The sequence below is a fragment of the Agromyces sp. CCNWLW203 genome, from assembly GCF_036576125.1.
GTDB lineage: Bacteria > Actinomycetota > Actinomycetes > Actinomycetales > Microbacteriaceae > Agromyces.
Map to the genome: position 1 here is coordinate 414,833 of NZ_JAZHYX010000001.1, position 15,746 is coordinate 430,578.

At 68.8% G+C, this 15,746-nt stretch carries 13 protein-coding genes; 5 read left to right on the forward strand and 8 right to left on the reverse strand.

Going from position 1 to position 15,746, the window contains the following annotated elements; genetic code table 11:
* Nucleotides 1–44: 44 nt before the first annotated feature.
* The 3 genes from VPH61_RS01885 to VPH61_RS01895 all read right to left on the reverse strand — a co-directional run bounded on the left by VPH61_RS01885 (nucleotide 45) and on the right by VPH61_RS01895 (nucleotide 3,471).
* Nucleotides 45–1,034, reverse strand: coding sequence for a carbohydrate ABC transporter permease (locus tag VPH61_RS01885; protein WP_332061824.1), 990 nt, complete (start codon nucleotides 1,032–1,034; stop codon nucleotides 45–47).
* Nucleotides 1,031–1,996, reverse strand: a complete 966-nt coding sequence (locus VPH61_RS01890) for a carbohydrate ABC transporter permease (RefSeq protein ID WP_332061825.1) — start codon at nucleotides 1,994–1,996, stop codon at nucleotides 1,031–1,033. The genes VPH61_RS01885 and VPH61_RS01890 overlap by 4 nt, the downstream gene beginning before the upstream one ends.
* Before the next feature lie 116 nt (nucleotides 1,997–2,112).
* Nucleotides 2,113–3,471: an ABC transporter substrate-binding protein gene (locus tag VPH61_RS01895; protein ID WP_332061826.1), complete on the reverse strand. Its 1,359-nt coding sequence runs from the start codon at nucleotides 3,469–3,471 to the stop codon at nucleotides 2,113–2,115.
* Between the two features lie 268 nt (nucleotides 3,472–3,739).
* On the opposite strand from VPH61_RS01895, the gene VPH61_RS01900 reads away from it, so the two are divergent.
* On the forward strand, nucleotides 3,740–4,762 hold the full coding sequence (locus VPH61_RS01900; protein WP_332061827.1) for a LacI family DNA-binding transcriptional regulator: 1,023 nt from the start codon (nucleotides 3,740–3,742) through the stop codon (nucleotides 4,760–4,762).
* Nucleotides 4,763–4,874: 112 nt separating this feature from the next.
* Here the strand turns inward: VPH61_RS01900 and rplL are convergent, their stop codons facing one another.
* The 3 genes from rplL to VPH61_RS01915 all read right to left on the reverse strand — a co-directional run bounded on the left by rplL (nucleotide 4,875) and on the right by VPH61_RS01915 (nucleotide 8,071).
* Nucleotides 4,875–5,252 carry a 50S ribosomal protein L7/L12 gene (rplL, locus tag VPH61_RS01905; RefSeq protein ID WP_332061828.1) on the reverse strand — a complete coding sequence of 126 codons (378 nt, stop codon included), beginning with the start codon at nucleotides 5,250–5,252 and terminating at the stop codon, nucleotides 4,875–4,877.
* Nucleotides 5,253–5,301: 49 nt separating this feature from the next.
* Nucleotides 5,302–5,787, reverse strand: coding sequence for a 50S ribosomal protein L10 (gene rplJ, locus VPH61_RS01910; protein ID WP_332061829.1), 486 nt, complete (start codon nucleotides 5,785–5,787; stop codon nucleotides 5,302–5,304).
* Between the two features lie 352 nt (nucleotides 5,788–6,139).
* Entirely contained in the window at nucleotides 6,140–8,071 is a 1,932-nt protein-coding gene (locus tag VPH61_RS01915; protein WP_332061830.1) for a M64 family metallopeptidase, read from the reverse strand.
* Between the two features lie 280 nt (nucleotides 8,072–8,351).
* Here VPH61_RS01915 and VPH61_RS01920 point away from each other — a divergent pair, with 280 nt between their 5' ends.
* The 4 genes from VPH61_RS01920 to VPH61_RS01935 all read left to right on the forward strand — a co-directional run bounded on the left by VPH61_RS01920 (nucleotide 8,352) and on the right by VPH61_RS01935 (nucleotide 12,349).
* Complete coding sequence (locus tag VPH61_RS01920; RefSeq protein ID WP_332061831.1) at nucleotides 8,352–10,097, forward strand: MDR family MFS transporter; 1,746 nt, start codon at nucleotides 8,352–8,354, stop codon at nucleotides 10,095–10,097.
* Between the two features lies 1 nt (nucleotide 10,098).
* Complete coding sequence (locus VPH61_RS01925) at nucleotides 10,099–10,551, forward strand: MarR family winged helix-turn-helix transcriptional regulator (protein ID WP_332061832.1); 453 nt, start codon at nucleotides 10,099–10,101, stop codon at nucleotides 10,549–10,551.
* 182 nt (nucleotides 10,552–10,733) lie between these two features.
* Nucleotides 10,734–11,825, forward strand: coding sequence for a WxL protein peptidoglycan domain-containing protein (locus VPH61_RS01930; RefSeq protein WP_332061833.1), 1,092 nt, complete (start codon nucleotides 10,734–10,736; stop codon nucleotides 11,823–11,825).
* Nucleotides 11,822–12,349, forward strand: a complete 528-nt coding sequence (locus VPH61_RS01935; RefSeq protein WP_332061834.1) for an OmpL47-type beta-barrel domain-containing protein — start codon at nucleotides 11,822–11,824, stop codon at nucleotides 12,347–12,349. The genes VPH61_RS01930 and VPH61_RS01935 overlap by 4 nt, the downstream gene beginning before the upstream one ends.
* A 121-nt stretch (nucleotides 12,350–12,470) precedes the next feature.
* Here VPH61_RS01935 and VPH61_RS01940 read toward each other — a convergent pair whose 3' ends face one another.
* A complete protein-coding gene (locus VPH61_RS01940; RefSeq protein WP_332061835.1) occupies nucleotides 12,471–14,321 on the reverse strand; it encodes a Xaa-Pro dipeptidyl-peptidase in 1,851 nt (616 codons plus the stop codon).
* A 167-nt stretch (nucleotides 14,322–14,488) separates the two neighbouring features.
* On the reverse strand, nucleotides 14,489–15,703 hold the full coding sequence (locus VPH61_RS01945) for a PucR family transcriptional regulator (protein ID WP_332061836.1): 1,215 nt from the start codon (nucleotides 15,701–15,703) through the stop codon (nucleotides 14,489–14,491).
* Between the last annotated feature and the right edge of the window lie 43 nt (nucleotides 15,704–15,746).

The following is a 15,746-nucleotide window of genomic DNA, read 5'->3' on the forward strand; positions in this document are numbered from 1 at the left end:
ATGCCGCGGCTCTCGTCCACGACATCCGCCGGCGCCCGAGCCGGCTACCCCTTCGTGGAACCCGCGAGCAGGCCGCGCACGAAGTAGCGCTGCAACCCGAAGAAGACCGCGAGCGGGATCACGATCGAGATGAACGCGGCCGCGGTGAGGCGCTGCCAGTCCTGACCGCGCGTGCCGACCATCTCTGCCAATCGCTGGGTGAGCGGGGCGACGTCTTGCGTGCCGCCCGAGAAGATCAGCGCGACGAGCAGGTCGTTCCACACCCAGATGAACTGGAAGATCGCAAACGACGCGAGCGCGGGCGTCGCGAGCGGCAGCACGATGCGGAAGAAGATCTGCCCGTGCGTCGCGCCGTCGACCCGTGCGGCCTCGATGACGTCGGAGGGAATCTCGGAGATGAAGTTGTGCAGCAGGAAGATCGCGAGTGGCAGGGCGAACATCGAATGCGCGAGCCACAGGGGCAGGTAATTCTGCTCGGGGATGATCGGCACCACGTCGTGCAACCAGGCCTGCATGGGCCGGAGCCACGTCGAGAAGATCTGCAGCAGCGGCACGAGCGCCATCTGCAGCGGAATGATCTGCAACGCGAACACGAAGATGAACAGCCAGTTGACCCATTTGAACCGGATCCACGCGAACGCGTACGCGGCCATCGAGGCGAAGACGAGCGGGATCAACGTGGCCAGCACGGCGATCGCGATCGAGTTCACGATGTACGCGCCGAGCTGCGGCGACGACGACGATGTCGAGAGCAGCACGTCGCGGTAGTTGTCGAGCGTGAACCCCGGGTTCTGGAAGATCGTCCACCACCCGGTGGTGCGGATCAGCTCTGCTGGCCGGAACGACGAGACGAGCAGGCCGAAGGTCGGGATGGTCCAGAGCACCGCGATGATGAGCGAGATGATCGTCGCGGTGCGCGAGGTCAGCCGTTTCTTCACACGGGCCGTCTTGGGGCCGTACTCACTGCGCTCGGCGGCCTCGATGGAGCCGAGGTTCTCACCGACCGGGAGATCGGCGGGGGCGACGCTGCTCATCGGATCTCCCTCTGCTTGCGGAGCACGTTGACGTTGTAGATGACGATCGGGAGCACGAGCACGAAGAGGATCAGCGCGAGTGCCGAACCGCGCCCCACCTCGCTCGCCCGGAACGCCTGGGTGTACATCTCGTTGGCGATGACGCTCGTGTTGAAGTTTCCGGCGGTCATCGTGCGGACGATGTCGAAGACCTTCAGCGTCGCGATCGAGATCGTCGTGAGCACCACGACGAGAGCACCGCGGATTCCCGGAACAGTGACGTTCAGGAAGCGCTGCCAGCCGTTCGTGCCGTCGAGCTGCGCCGCCTCGATCTGCTCGGTCGGCACTCCCTTGATGGCCGCGCTCAGGAGCACCATGGCGAAGCCGGTCTGGATCCAGATCATGACGACGATCAGGAGGAAGGTGTTGATCGGATCGGTCTGCAACCACTGCACCGGTTCGCCGCCGGCCGCGACGACGAGGGCGTTCAGCAGGCCGATCTGCTCGCCGACTCCGTTGTAGTCGTACACGAAGCTCCAGATGACGCCCGCGCCGACGAATGAGATCGCGATGGGCATGAAGAGGATGACCTTGTAATAGCGCTCGCCCCGTGACTTGTCGATGAACACGGCGTAGGCGAGACCGACCGCCGTCGAGATGGTCGGCACGAGCAGCACCCAGATGATCGTGTTGATCAGCGTACGGATGGCCGCCGGCTGCGTGAACGTCCAGACGAAGTTGTCGAGGGTCCAGTCACCGCTCGCGTCTTGGAACGCCAGGAGGCTCGTGCGGATCGCCGGGTACACGAGGCCGATCGCGATGAAGAGCATCGCCGGCAGCAGGAAGAGCCCGAGCTGCCAGTAGTCGCGGCCCTTCTTCGGGGCCTTGTCGATGAAGAAGATGAGGAGGCCGATGACCGCGGCGAACACCGCGAGCCCCATCACCACCTGAAGGAGCTTGCCGAGCAGATCGGCGGTGGTCATCGTGCCTCCCAATGTTCGTCGTTGAAAACCGGAGTCGGGTCGAAGGCGGGTGACGGAGGGCGGGGACTTCGAATCCCCGCCCTCCGATCATGCCCCTCGGGCGTGAGTCGCGCCAGCTAACCCTGCGGCCAGCTCGACTCGATGGTGTCGAGCACTTGCGCGGTCTCTCCACCCGTGACCCAGGCGACGATGCCCTTCCAGAAGGAATCGGCGCCGACGGCACCCGGCATCAGGTCGGAACCGTCGAACCGGAACGTGGTCTCGGGGTCCTGCAGGATCTCGATCGACTGCGTCAGCAACTCGCTCGATGCGACCTGCGGGTCAAGACCCTTGTTGGCGCTGATGACGCCGCCGAGGCTCACCCGGTTGTTGGCCCACGTGTCGCTCGAGAGGTAGGTGCGGAACGCCTCGACCTCTTCGGCGTCGCGGAACGCGACCGGGAACTCGCCGCCGCCCGTGACGGACAGCGGGTCGTCGGCGTTGACCGGCGGGAGGAGGAACGCGAACACGCTGCCGTCGGACGCGACGGTGTTCTCGTCGCCGCCCTCGGGGTTCCAGAAGGTCTCGTAGAACGAGGCCTGGTGGTGCAGCGAGCACTCGCCGTCGAGAATCGGCAGGCCGGCGGTCTGGAACGCCTCGGTGACCTGCGTCGACACGTCGCCGATGCCGCCGTTGACCATCTCGTCGTTCTTCAGGTATTCACCGACCGCGTCGAAGGCCTCGGCGACCTGCGGGTCGTTGAACGGGATGCCGTGGGTGACCCACTGGTCGTACACGTCGGCGCCGTGGAGGCGCAGCATGTAGTCCTCGATCCAGTCGGTGCCCGGCCAGCCCGTGGCGTCGCCCGACTCGAGGCCGACGCACCAGGGCTTGTGGTCGCCCTCGGCCGCGATCGTCGCGGAGAGCTCGGTGAGCTCGTCGAGGGTCTTCGGGATCTCGTAGCCCTTCTCCTCGAACTCCGCCGGCGAGTACCAGATGTAGCCCTTGATGCTGGCCATGAGCGGCGCTGCGTAGAAGGTGCCGTCGTGGGTTCCGTACTGCTTCCAGTCTTCGGACCACCACTCGTCGACGTTGGCCTCGACCGACTCCGAGGCCGGGATCAGCCAGCCGCCGGTGGCGAGCCGTGCGAGCAGACCGGGCTGCGGCACGATGCCGACGTCGGGGGCGTTGCCACCCTCGGCGAGCACGGCGATCTGCGCCTCGAACTCACTCGATCCCTGATAGTCGACGGAGATGCCGGTGCAGGTCTCGAAGTCGGCCCACGACTCGATGAGGCGATCGGCCTCGAGGTCGAGGATGGTGCCGGCGACGCTGACCTCGGCGTCTTCGAAGGTGCCGTACTCCTCGTAGTCGGTGCAATCGACGTCGGCCGCGTCCTCCTCCGCGATGTCTCCGGTGCAGCCCGTGAGGGCGAGTCCAACCGCCGCGGCCGCCACCACGGGGGCCATCCAACGGCGATGCCGTCTGATTCTCATGTCATCTCCTCGTCGAGTGAATGTGGTGCAGGCGAAGCCGGGAACCGGTTCCAGCCTCAACGCTAGAACACCCTCCGCCCTCGTCACAAGGGATCGGAGGTCACGGTTCGGCCACTCCCGCGCACTGCCGCATGAGCTAGCCGAGAGCGCTCTCACCGTGCCGATCGGTCGCTGCGTCGGATTGGGGGCTCGAGCAGGAACCGGTTCCACATCGACCACACCGGGCAGTACACTCTGCTTCGAACCAGCCCGACGGAGGGAGGCTCGCATGGCCGCCATCGGCGATGTCGCACGCCTCGCCGGCGTCTCGAAGGCCACTGCCTCCCGCGCGCTCTCGGGCAAGGGCTATGTCGCCGACGCGGCGCGCCGACGGGTCGAGTCCGCCGCAGCGGAGATCGGCTACATCGCCTCCCCCGACGCCGCGAGTCTCGTCACCGGGCGAACCAAGAACATCGGGGTCGTCATCCCGTTCGTCAACCGCTGGTTCTTCGGCGAGGTGCTCGAGGGCATCGAGCGCGCCCTGCTCACGGCCGGCTACGACCTGACCCTCTACAACCTCTCCGAGCGCGGCCCCGAGCGCACTCGGGTGTTCGAGTTCTTCCTCGCCCGCAAGCGGGTCGACGCCGTCATCGCGGTGGGGGTCGATCTCGACGAGAGTGAGGTCGCCGCGCTCGAGCGCCGCGAGAAGCCACTCGTGTGCCTCGGCGGCACGGGGGGCACTTCGGCGCGGCTCTCGGTCGATGACCGAGCGGTCGGCCAGCTCGCGACCGAGCACCTGCTGCACCTCGGCCACACCCGTATCGCGCACCTCGCGGGCAGCGGAGCCCGCGCGCACCCCGACTCGGTGCCGGGCCGGCGACGACACGGGTTCCTCGACGCGATGGGCGCCGTCGGCAAGGTGCCGTCGCCCGCCGACATCGTCGAGACCGAGATGACCATGCCCGGCGGCTATCGCGCCGCCCTGCAGCTGCTCGGGCACCCCGGCCCTCGACCGACCGCGGTGTTCGCGGCATCCGACGAGGTGGCGTTCGGCGCCATGCGCGCGGCCGAGCGCCTCGGCATCGCCGTGCCCAGGGAGCTCTCGGTCGTCGGCGTCGACGGACACGAGTACGCCGAGATGTTCGACCTCACGACGATCGAGCAGTACCCGGGCGAGCAGGGCCGGTCGGCGGTGGAGGTCGTGCTGCGCCTCCTCGGCGAGGGCGAGGTCGCCGACCCGCTCCCCGACTCGGGCGCACCGATGCCGACCCGCCTCGTCGTTCGCGCGAGTTCGACGGCCGCTCCGCGCTGAGCGGGCGGGCGCAGAACGACGGATGCCCCGTGGCTCGTGAGCCACGGGGCATCCGTGTGATTCAGGTGACGCGAGTCACCTCAAGCAGGTGCGCTCGAACGAGCGCGCCGGATTACTTGAGGGTGACGGTGGCGCCGGCGGCCTCGAGGGCCTCCTTCGCCTTGTCGGCGGTCTCCTTGTTCGCGCCCTCGAGCACGGCCTTGGGAGCACCGTCGACGACGGCCTTGGCCTCGCCGAGACCGAGCGAGGTGAGCTCGCGGACGGTCTTGATGACCTGGATCTTCTTGTCGCCGGCAGCCTCGAGGATGACGTCGAAGGAGTCCTTCTCCTCAACCTCTTCAGCAGCAGCGCCAGCGCCACCGGCAGCGGCGACGGGAGCGGCCGCGGTGACCTCGAACTTCTCTTCGAACGCCTTCACGAACTCGCTGAGCTCGACAAGCGTCAGACCCGAAAACTGCTCGAGCAGCTCTTCAGTGGTGAGCTTCGCCATGATGTATCTCCTAGATTTCTTGGTGTTGTAGAACGAGAACGTCGGGCGCTTACGCGGCCGCGGTCTCCAGCTTTTCGCGAAGCGCGTCGATGGTGGCGGCAGCCTTGCCCATCGTCGCCTTCATCATTCCCGCTGCCTTCGCCAGCAGAACCTCACGGCTCTCGAGCGAGGCGTACTTGTTGACCTCGTCGGCGTTGAGGGCCTTGCCCTCGAAGACGCCGCCCTTGATCACAAGATTCGGGTTTGCCTTGGCGAAGTCACGAACGGCCTTGGCGGTGGCGACGAAGTCGCCGTGCACGAAGGCGACGGCGGACGGACCGACGAGGTCGGCGTCCAGCGTCGAGATACCCGCGTTGTTCGCGGCGATCTTGGTCAGCGTGTTCTTCACCACGGCGTAGTTCGCGTCCTGACGGATGTCGTTGCGCAGCTGCTTGAGCTGGGCAACCGTCAGGCCGCGGTATTCGGTCAGCAGAACGGCGGTCGAGCTCTCGAACAGGTTCGTGAGTTCGGCAACCGAGGCTTCCTTGTTCGCCATGGCCACTCCTTGTGTCTCAACATGCATCGCGATGGCGGTGCACGGCTTCGGATCGCGGCTCAAGTGGCGAGGTGCTGCGGGCAACAAAAAAGCTCCGGCGCAGTTGCGCGGAGCTCGGCCGGTCTCCCGGAAGTCTTCGTCACACCTGCGCGGGCCCTTGCTTTCGCAAGACTTCGGTCGCGTCACGCTGTGATCAACACAGCGGGCGCACGACAACCAGCGGTCTTCGGCTCCGTACAGGCTAACGGATGCCGCGGCATCCGCCAAATCGGCAGGGCGCCCGGGTCGTCTGACCCGGGCGCCCTGTGCGATCAGTCGCGCGACGATGCGCCGGCGCGGCGCATCGGCCAGCTCAGGGGCGCACCTCGACGGTGAACGCCTGCACCGGACCGATGTTGCCCGCGGCATCCGTCGAGCGGTACTCGACTCGGTGCGCGCCGTAGCCCGGCTCGCGCGGCTGGAACGGCGAGAGCGACATGCCGCCCGTGCCGAGGTTGCCGTAGACGAGGTCGTCGACGTTCGTGCCCGTGGGGGTGAACAGGAACGGGGCGTCCGCGTCGGTCGGCCAGCCGTAGTAGTTGTGCCAGCCGTCGCCGTCGAGGCGGAACTCGGTGACGAGGGCGCCCGCCTGGTCGTCGGTCGCGGTGAGCTTCATCGTGAACGACTCGTCGACGACGTAGTGCGGCTCGCCGTTGTCACCGACGGTCGTCTCGACCGGAGCGGAGATGACCGCCTCGACCGAGGGGCCGGCCGCGTCGACCGTCCAGGTCAGCGTCTCGGAGGCCGCGCCGTGGCGCTTCGAGTCGGAGACCGTCGCGGTGACCGTGTGCGTGCCGGCAGCGAGCCCGAGGTCGGCGAGCTCGAGGGTGCGCGCGTCGTGCGGGTTGCCGACGCGCTCGCCGTCGACGGTCCACGTGACCTCGAAGAGGCGGTCGGGGCGGTGCGTGGTCTCGACGTAGAGCACGTCGAGCGAGCCGACGGGGCGGTCGGTGCGGGTCGACTCGGTGAAGGCCGGCTCGACGTCGCTCGACGCCGGCGCTTCGGCGCCGACGGTCCACGTCCGCGTCTGGGTCATCGACGGGGCGTCGCGGAGCGCGGGGTCGCGCACGAACGGCGTGTTGTCGACGACCGTGACCGTCACGACGTCACCGGGCTTGGCCGGCGTCTTCTTCAATTCGAGGTGCGTGGTGTTGTGGGGGTTCGGCACGGCCTTGCCGCCGACCGTCCACTCGATGTCGAGCTCGTGGTAGACGGGGTGGGCGACGTCGATGGAGATCACGCCGTCGTCGGGGACCGACGCGCCGTCAGCGGGCGCCGCCGCGATGAGCGGCACCTTGGAGGAGATGCGCTCGGTCATGATCTCGCGGCCCACCTGGTCCATCTGGTAGCCGAGGGTCTTCATCATCGAGTGCCGGCTGGGGCGGAAGACGCCGGTCGAGTAGTACATGCCGCCCTCGTGGACGCCGATCGTGCCCCCGGCCTCGCTCGGCTCGCCGAGCCAGCGCCACCACTTGACCTGCTGTGCGGCCATCTCCTCGGCGGTCAGCAGCGTGTGCGTGGCCGACCGGGGTTCGGGGCCCGTGTAGTCGCCCGTGGTGACCCCGCGCGAGTAGTAGTCGTACTCGTCGGCGAGGCCGCCGAGCGAGTGGCCGATCTCGTGGGGCGAGATCAGCGCGGAGAGGGAGTTGCCGCCGCTCGCGGTCGCGTAGCTTCCGCCCGCGCCACCGTAGGTGTCGCTGTTGGCGATCGCGAGGATCTGGTCGACCTCGGGCGCCGCCGCCGCGTACTGGCGGGCGAGCGAGTTGTTGACCGTGAGCAGTCGCTGCACGCTGTTCGGGTTGCATCCGCCCCAGAACGCCATCTTGAGCGGTGTCGTACGCCGCGGCGAATCGAGCGAGGAGTCGCAGCTGACGCCCGACTCCCCCGAGATGATCTCGACCGCGTACACGTTGAAGTAGTTGCGGTAGCTCTTGTACGGCTCGATGCTCCACATGGTCTCGAGGTGCTCCTCGATCTGCTCGCGGAACAGCGGCTGCTCCTCGGCCGTGTAGCCGTCGCCGAGGATGACGAGCGAGAAGCGCTCGGACGGGTCGCCGGTGACCTGGATGGGCACGAGCGTCGAGCTGCCGACGGCGGGCTCGTCGGCGTTGGCGGCCTGGGCCGCGGTGACGGTCAGGCCGGTCGTCAGCACTGCGGAGAGCGCGAGGGCGGCGGCGCGACGGCCCCGCGCACGCGGCGTGGAGGCCCGGGGCGTCAGGGGCGGGGCGAGGGGTCGGGCGTTCATGCGATGGTTCCCTTCATCTGGATGGCCAGCGGCGCTGCGTTGCGTCGTGGGCTGAGGATCGCCGCATGGGTGGCGCGGTGCCTCACAGCCTAGGAACCAGCTCGGCGACCAGTCATCGACCAAGTGTCGAGCAACCGCGCATGATCCTTCGACAGTTGTCGAGGGCCGCTTCGTCGAAGGTCGAACGGCGCGGGAATAGTTGACCGAGGTCCAAAGTTGACTCAATGCAACCAATTATATATAGTTGACGAATATCAACTTGTATGACGTAAGGAAACACGTGACTTCAGTGGCAGAAAAGCCAGCGACCGGTGCAGTGCCGGCCGTGCCGGCACAACGCACCCCGCGCGAGGTGATCATCGCCATCTCGGGCCTCGTCGTGGCGATGTTCGTCGCCGTCATCTCCGGCACGGTCGTCTCGACCTCGATGCCGCTCATCATCGCCGACCTCGGCGGCGACCAGACCGCCTACACGTGGGTTATCACCGCGAGCCTGCTCGCCATGGCCGTCTCGACCCCGATCTGGGGCAAGCTCGCCGACCTCGTGAACCGCAAGGCGCTGCTCATCACGTCGATCGGCCTGTTCGTCGTCGGCACGGCGATCGCGGGCTTCGCACAGGACACGTCGACCCTCATCGCCGTGCGCGTGATCCAGGGCCTCGGCGCGGGCGGCCTCATGTCGCTCGTCATGATCCTCATCGCCGTCATCATCTCGCCGCGCGAGCGCGGCAAGTACATGGGCTTCGTCGGCGGCATCATGGCCGTCGCGACCATCGGCGGCCCGCTGCTCGGCGGCGTCGTGACCGACGCCTGGGGCTGGCGCGCCAACTTCTTCCTTCCCGTGCCGCTCGCGATCATCGCCCTCATCGTCATCCAGCGCACGCTCCACCTGCCGCCCATGCCGAAGCGCGCCGTGAAGATCGACTACCTCGGCATCGCACTGCTCACGGTCGGCGTCTCGCTGCTGCTCATCTGGGTCTCGCTCGGCGGCAGCCAGTTCGACTGGGACTCCATGACGAGCTTCGTCATGATCGGCGTCTCGGCGGCCGCCATCGCCGGCTTCATCGTGACCGAGTTCTTCGTGGCCGAGCCCATCGTGCCGATGTCGCTCTTCAAGAACCGCACCTTCACGCTCTCGGTGATCGCCTCGGTCTCGATCGGCGTCGCGATGTTCGCGACCAGCGTCTTCCTCGCGCAGTACTTCCAGCTCGCCCGCGGCGCGACGCCCACCGAGTCCGGGCTCATGACGATCCCGATGATCGTCGGCCAGATGGGCGCCTCGATCCTCATCGGCGCACTCATCAGCAAGTTCGGCAAGTGGAAGGGCTTCATGCTCTTCGGGTCGCTGCTCGTCGTCGCCGGCAGCTACCTCATGACGACGCTCAGCTACGACACCGACTACCTCTGGGTCAGCGTCTACATGGTCGTGCTCGGCGCCGGCCTCGGCATGGTCATGCAGAACCTGACGCTCGTCGTGCAGAACGACACTCCCGCCTCGCAGCTGGGTGCCGCGAGCTCGAACGTGAACTTCTTCCGCACGATCGCGGGCACGATCGGCGTCACCATCATGGGCTCGCTGCTCGCCACGCAGGTCGGCACGCACATCACGTCGGGGCTGAAGGGCTACACGCCCACCTCGCCCGAAGACGTCGAGGCGCTGAAGGGCCTCGCCGGCGGCGGCATCCCCCACGTCTCCGAACTGCCCGAGGGCATCCGCGTCATCATCGAGAACGCCTACGGCAGCGGCATCGCCGACGTCTTCTGGATCGCCGTGCCGCTCGCGGTGCTGAGCGTCATCGCCATCGCCTTCCTGCCGAACAAGGCGCTCTCGACGAAGACCTCCGCCGAGCAGCTGAAGGAGGAGTTCGAGCAGGTCGCGATCGACCTCGCAGAGGCCGAGATCGGCGCGCCCGTCACCTCCTCGATCCAGCTCGTCGAAGCGGATGCCGCGGCCGCGCGCCCCGCGACGACGGCCCCGCGTCAGCGCGGCGCCGACGACACCTCCGCCACGGGCGGCGGGCGATAGCATGACCATCGTGACCGAGGCTTCCACACCGCTCGACGAGGCCATCGCCGACGTCGAAGTGCAGATGAGCGTGCTGTTCAGCAAGGCCCGTCTCGTCTGGAAGGAGGCGGCGCAGCAGGTGCACCCCGACCTGCAGCCCGCGGCCTACAAGCTGCTCTCGACGATCGTGCGACTCGGGTCCGCGAACGCGCACGTGCTCGCCGACATGTTCGAGATGGACAAGTCGGTGGTCAGCCGTCAGGTGCGCCTGCTCGAGGAGCTCGGACTCGTCGAGACCCGCGCCGACGAGCGCGACGGGCGTGTGCGCGTGCTCGTCGCGACTCCGGTCGCCGAGGCGCGGATCCGCGAGGTGCGCGAGCGCAACCAGCAGCGCCTGCACGCGGTGCTCGTCGATCATCCCGAGGCGGAGCTGCGGGGCTTCGCCCAGCTGCTCCGGCGCATCGCCGAAGCCTGAACCCTCAGTCGCTGATCACGAACGAAGACCCGCACCCCGAGGGTGCGGGTCTTCGTCGTCACCGCGGCGCCGAGCAGGTCACGACGTAACCTCACCATCTCCCCCCTCGAATGAACTAGGGTCGGGATCGAGGCGTCGACCAGCACCGACGCCCCCGTCCCGCTCGGAGAACACGTCGCGCCATGAAGCACTTCCGTCTCGTCATCGCCAGCCTCGCCCTGCTCGGGATCACCGCACTCGCGCTGCCCGCGGCCGCGGCCGCCGAAGAGACCGAGACCGAGTCCTCGGTGACCTGGGCGATGAGCCCGGCCGACGAGTCGGGCCCCGACGGCAGGTCGTGGGTCGAACTCGAGCTCGACCCCGGTGCCACCGCCACCGAGCACCTCGCGGTTCGGAACTTCGGCGACCGCGACGTCACGTTCGCGATCACCGCCGCCGACGGGTACTTCACTCCGACCGGCCGGTTCAACATGCTCCCGTCCGACGCGGAGTCGGTCGACGCCGGCACCTGGATCTCCGTCGACGAGCAGGTCACGGTCGCACCCGGCGGCACCGCCGTGCTGCCGTTCACGATCGAGGTGCCGGGCGACGCGACCCCCGGCGATCACGCCGCCGGCATCGCCGCATCGATCTACACCGAGAGCGCCGGCGACGGCGCCGGCCTCGGGGTGGAGAGCCGCGTCGGATTCCGCGTGATGACGCGCGTGACCGGCGTCGTGCAACCGGGCCTCGTGGTCACCCCTGCTCCCGACTACGTCACCTCGTGGAACCCGTTCGAACCGGGTCGGGTCGAGCTCGAGTACCTGCTCGAGAACACCGGCAACGTGCGGCTCACGGTCAGCGGGTCGGTCGAGCACGGCGGAGCCGTCTACCCCGCTCCCGACACCGAGCAGGCCCAGCCGATCGAGCTGCTCCCCGGCGACCGACGCACTCTGAGCATCCAAGTGCCCGATGTCTGGCCGACCGTCTTCGTCGCCCTGCCGTTGACGATCACCCAGGGCGTCATCACGCCCGACGGGGAGGCCTCGGAACTCGACCCGATGGAGGTCGAGGTCGCGGTCTGGGCGATCCCGTGGCCGCAGCTCCTCATCGTGCTCGCACTCGCCCTCATGATCACGGGCCTCTTCTGGGGCCGTCGTCGCCGCACGAAGCAGATCGAGCACCTCGTCGACCAGGCCCGTGAGGCGGGCCGTCGCGAGGCCGAGCAGACCGTCAGCGCCGGCGACGCCGGCGGCACCGGCGCGGAGAGCCCTGTGGCGGAGGTGCAGCGATGACCCCCGGGCGGCGCACGCCGCGACGCACGCCCCTGCGCTCGTCGACGCTCGCCTCGGCCGCGGCGCTGGGACTCCTGCTCGCACTCGCGCCCTCACCGGCGTTCGCCTCGGAGTCCGATGACGGCACCGGAGTCACGCTCGACGTTCGCATCAGCCCGGTCGACACGACGGCGCCGACGGTCGAGATCGTCTTCGACTCGAGCACGGGCGCCAACAACGGCAACGGCAACGGCAAGCCGAAGGGCGATCGCCCCGGCAAGGCCAACGGCAAGCACGACGAGTACACCGCCAAGGGCGAAGTGCGCGTGACGGTGAACTCGAACGACCCCGACCCCCAGCCCGCCTCGGGCGTCGCCCTCGTCGAGTACTCGATCGACGGCGGCCCGTGGCAGACCTACACCGAGCCGTTCGCCATCCGGGCGCACGGCAAGCACAAGATCTCGGCTCGCGCCGTCGATGTCGCCGGCAATGTCGGCGACATCGATCTCCGCTCATTCAAGATCACGGGCAAGCCGCAGGGCTGAGCCGACGGGCTGAGCCGACGGGCTGAGCCGACGGCGACGAGAAGGCCCGCACCCGGATGCTTCCGGGTGCGGGCCTTCGGCCGGGCGCGGTGCGAGCCGCGCCGGTCACGCGCTGCGGCTGCTATCCAGCCGCGCGGAGCGAAGCCTGCAGCGCGTCCATCCCGCCGACGAGCGGCAGGTGCACCGTCGAGGCCGACGGCTGGAGCGTGAGCTCGGTTCCGGCCGCCGGGCGCACGGTGTACTCGAAGTCCGACGACATGATGACGACGCCGATCCGCGATCCGGCCGAGAACACGTAGTCCTTCGGCTCGAAGTCGAAGTCGTAGCCGTAGGCGGTGCCCGGCGTGATCGGCTCGGTCACGGCAGACGAACTGCGGTTCTCGACATCGGCCCAGCCGCGCGTGATGATCTTCGGCGCTCCGGTCGCGGGGTACTCGACGAGCAGTGCCGTGAGGTTGGCCTTGGTGCGGTCCACCGACAGCTTCAGCGACACCGACGGCGTGCCTGAGAGGCGCAGCGGCTCACCGAGTGCCTCGGTGCGGTACGCGAGCCGGTTCGGCGACGTCTCCGCCGCGGCGAGGGCGTTCGCGCGGATGCTCGCGTCGTCGACCAGGTTCTCGGTCGCGCGGGAGCCGTCACGCGAGACGGCGAGGCCACCGACCCCGTCGGCCGCGGCGGCCGGGCTGAACTTCAGCTTGACCTGCTCCATGGCCGGGTCGGGCCACTCGGGGTACTCGGTGAGCGTGCGGTCCTCGCGGACGACGTACGCCTTCGGCAGCTGCTCCACGCCGTTCTCGACGTCGTAGAGGTAGCGCGTGAACCAGCGGTTCAGGAGCGTGTCGTTCGGGTTGCCGCCGTGGCCTCCCTGGTGGAGGTAGAGCTGGTGGGGCACGCCGTTCGCCTTCAGCGCCTCGTACAGGTCGGAGGCGTTCTTCGTCATCACGTTCCAGTCGTTCTGCCCGTGGGCGACGAGCGTGGCGGCCGTGATCTTCTCGGCGTCGGCGAGGTAGTCGCGCTCGTCCCAGAACGGGCTGGAGTCGCCGGTCGCACGATCTTGGTTTGCGCGGAGTTCGTCGATGACGGGCTGGCAGATCTCCTGGTCGAATCGCGTGTAGACGTAGTCGGCCAGCACGTCGAGGTCTTCGCCCTGGTAGCCGCCGGGCGCCCGGACGGCGCCGTTCGAACGGTAGTAGTTGTACCAGCTCGAGATCGCCGAGACCGGCACGATCGCCTCGAGACCCTCGACGCCCGTGCTCGCCACGCCGATCGGCAGCGTGCCGTTGTACGAGGTGCCGATCATGCCGACCCGACCGGTCGTCCAGTCCGCGGTCACCTCGGTCGCACGATCGATGCTCGTGTACGCGGTGGCGCGTCCATTCAGCCAGTCGACCACGGCCTTGCCCGCCAGGGACTCGTTCAGGCCGCCCGAGGTCGGGCAGCCCTCCGACCAGCCGCTGCCGAAGCCCTCGGCATGCACGACGGCGTAGCCGCGCGGCACCCATGTGTTCTCGAGCGACCCAGAGATGCGCGGGCTCGTGCGATTTGTCGGCGTGAAGGCGGGCCACGCGTCCTTCTCCGTCGGCGGCGCGCCGATCTCGTGGTCGACGCCCCAGTTCGTGACCTGCGTGCCGCCGGCGTAGTACGGGCTCATCTCCATGAGCACCGGCACCTTGAGGCCGTCGGCGGTCTGCGGAACCCGGCTCACGTCGATGTGCACGAGGTCGGGCTTGCCGTCGCGATCGGAGTCCACGTCGCTCTCGACCCACGCCTCCTCGTTGATCCACTCGGACGCGACCTTCGTGAAGACGGCCTGCGAGAGGCCGTCCTGGAAGGTCGGCTCGATCTCGGGCGCCGAGGCCGCGTACGCCGGCGACGCTGCGACGACGAGTCCGCCGGCGAGCACCGACGTCAATGCCACGGCGACGGCACGATTGCGCCGTCGCCGATCCGAATGGGGGGCCGCTGAGGTCATGTGGAGCTCCTTCGATCGTGATCGGGGCCCTTCGGCTCGCCGTTGCGTTCGGTCGAGCGAGCACCCGCTGGCTCACAGGCTAGGCACAGCCGAAGCACGGGTCACGCGTCAGGCGTCGCGCCGGAGCGGCGGGCCGATCGACAGATGTCGAGGTCGGCCTCGGGCGGTCACCCGGCTTCGCGGGCCCCGTCGCTCTTGCTCGCCTCGCCGGCGCGCAGCAGGAGCGAGATGTGCACGCCGAGACGGTCGAGACCGTCGTCGAGGTCGATGCCGAGGATCCGCTGCGCGCGATTCAGCCGGTTGTAGAGCGAGGTGCGATGCACCCCCAGTCGCGCGGCAGCGGTCTGCACGTGTCCGGCGGCCGCGAGGTACGACTCGAGCGTCTCGATGAGCACGTCGCCGTCGCGCTCCGCAGCGAGTCGCTCGAGACCGGGCTCGAAGTCTCCGGAGCGGAGGCCTGCCGCCGATGCCGAGTCCAGTCCGCGGTACACGCCGAGCCGGTCCCAGTGCAGCACGCGCTCCTGCAACCGGAACGAGGCGGCGATGCCGAGTGCACGGCGCGCCTGCCGATAGCTCTCCCGGGCCATGGCGACGGATGCCTCCCCGCCGACGGCGACCCGCAGGGAGACCGCGAGCGCTCCGCCCGCCGATTCGGCGATCACGCGGGCGATGCGGTCGGTATCGGCGAAGCGTCCGGTCGACGACGGAACGACGACCGCAGCATGGTCGCGTCTGGCGAGGGTGAGCACGCCGCGACCGCCGAGCGCACGACGCGCCTTGCGCGCCCAGCGCTCGACCGACTCGTCGGCTTGGGCCGCCGGCGACCCGGGCAGTACGTCGGTCGTCAGCACGTAGACGCGCAGCAGCCCGCTCTCGAACCGTCCGGATTCGACGAGCTCGTCTGCCGCACGGCGTCGCCGCACCTCGGCGCGGCCGAGCACGAGTTCGCGGGCGAGCTCGGCCTCGCGGGCCGACTCCCCTTCCTCGGACATCCTGACGCGAGCCCATTCGTCGGCGACCAGCTCTGCGGAGGCTCGCGCGCGAGCGAGGTCGAGCGGCCGCACGACCTCGGCCGGCTCGATGAACCAGAGGTGGCCGAACACGACGCCCGATCGGCCGATCGGCACGCAGACGCGCGGCAGCATGCCCAGTTCGGGATTGCCCGGGACGCGCACCGCGGAGGTCGCGGCGTAGACGCCGAGCCGGCTGAGCCACGTGTGCACCGCCGGATCGGCGCGGTGCTCGAGGATCGAGCGGCGACGCACCTCGTCGATCTCGTCGGGGTGCGGGCTGTAGGCGACGACGGAGCGTCGATGGTCCTCGACGAGGGCCGGGCGCCCGAGCTCGGCGGCGATGCGGGTGATCGTCTGCTGCAGGCTCATGGGCGTCTCGGGGTAACGGCTGGTGGTGCGGGTGGGGGTCGGT

Excerpts from the sequence above, each read along its gene's own strand:
- VPH61_RS01945 (WP_332061836.1), bottom strand. The coding sequence starts at position 15,703 with ATGAGCCTGCAGCAGACGATCACCCGCATCGCCGCCGAGCTCGGGCGC.
- VPH61_RS01890 (WP_332061825.1), bottom strand. The coding sequence starts at position 1,996 with ATGACCACCGCCGATCTGCTCGGCAAGCTCCTTCAGGTGGTGATGGGG.
- rplJ (WP_332061829.1), bottom strand. The coding sequence starts at position 5,787 with ATGGCGAACAAGGAAGCCTCGGTTGCCGAACTCACGAACCTGTTCGAG.
- VPH61_RS01900 (WP_332061827.1), top strand. The coding sequence starts at position 3,740 with ATGGCCGCCATCGGCGATGTCGCACGCCTCGCCGGCGTCTCGAAGGCC.
- VPH61_RS01935 (WP_332061834.1), top strand. The coding sequence starts at position 11,822 with ATGACCCCCGGGCGGCGCACGCCGCGACGCACGCCCCTGCGCTCGTCG.
- rplL (WP_332061828.1), bottom strand. The coding sequence starts at position 5,252 with ATGGCGAAGCTCACCACTGAAGAGCTGCTCGAGCAGTTTTCGGGTCTG.
- VPH61_RS01895 (WP_332061826.1), bottom strand. The coding sequence starts at position 3,471 with ATGAGAATCAGACGGCATCGCCGTTGGATGGCCCCCGTGGTGGCGGCC.
- VPH61_RS01915 (WP_332061830.1), bottom strand. The coding sequence starts at position 8,071 with ATGAACGCCCGACCCCTCGCCCCGCCCCTGACGCCCCGGGCCTCCACG.
- VPH61_RS01925 (WP_332061832.1), top strand. The coding sequence starts at position 10,099 with ATGACCATCGTGACCGAGGCTTCCACACCGCTCGACGAGGCCATCGCC.
- VPH61_RS01930 (WP_332061833.1), top strand. The coding sequence starts at position 10,734 with ATGAAGCACTTCCGTCTCGTCATCGCCAGCCTCGCCCTGCTCGGGATC.
- VPH61_RS01940 (WP_332061835.1), bottom strand. The coding sequence starts at position 14,321 with ATGACCTCAGCGGCCCCCCATTCGGATCGGCGACGGCGCAATCGTGCC.
- VPH61_RS01885 (WP_332061824.1), bottom strand. The coding sequence starts at position 1,034 with ATGAGCAGCGTCGCCCCCGCCGATCTCCCGGTCGGTGAGAACCTCGGC.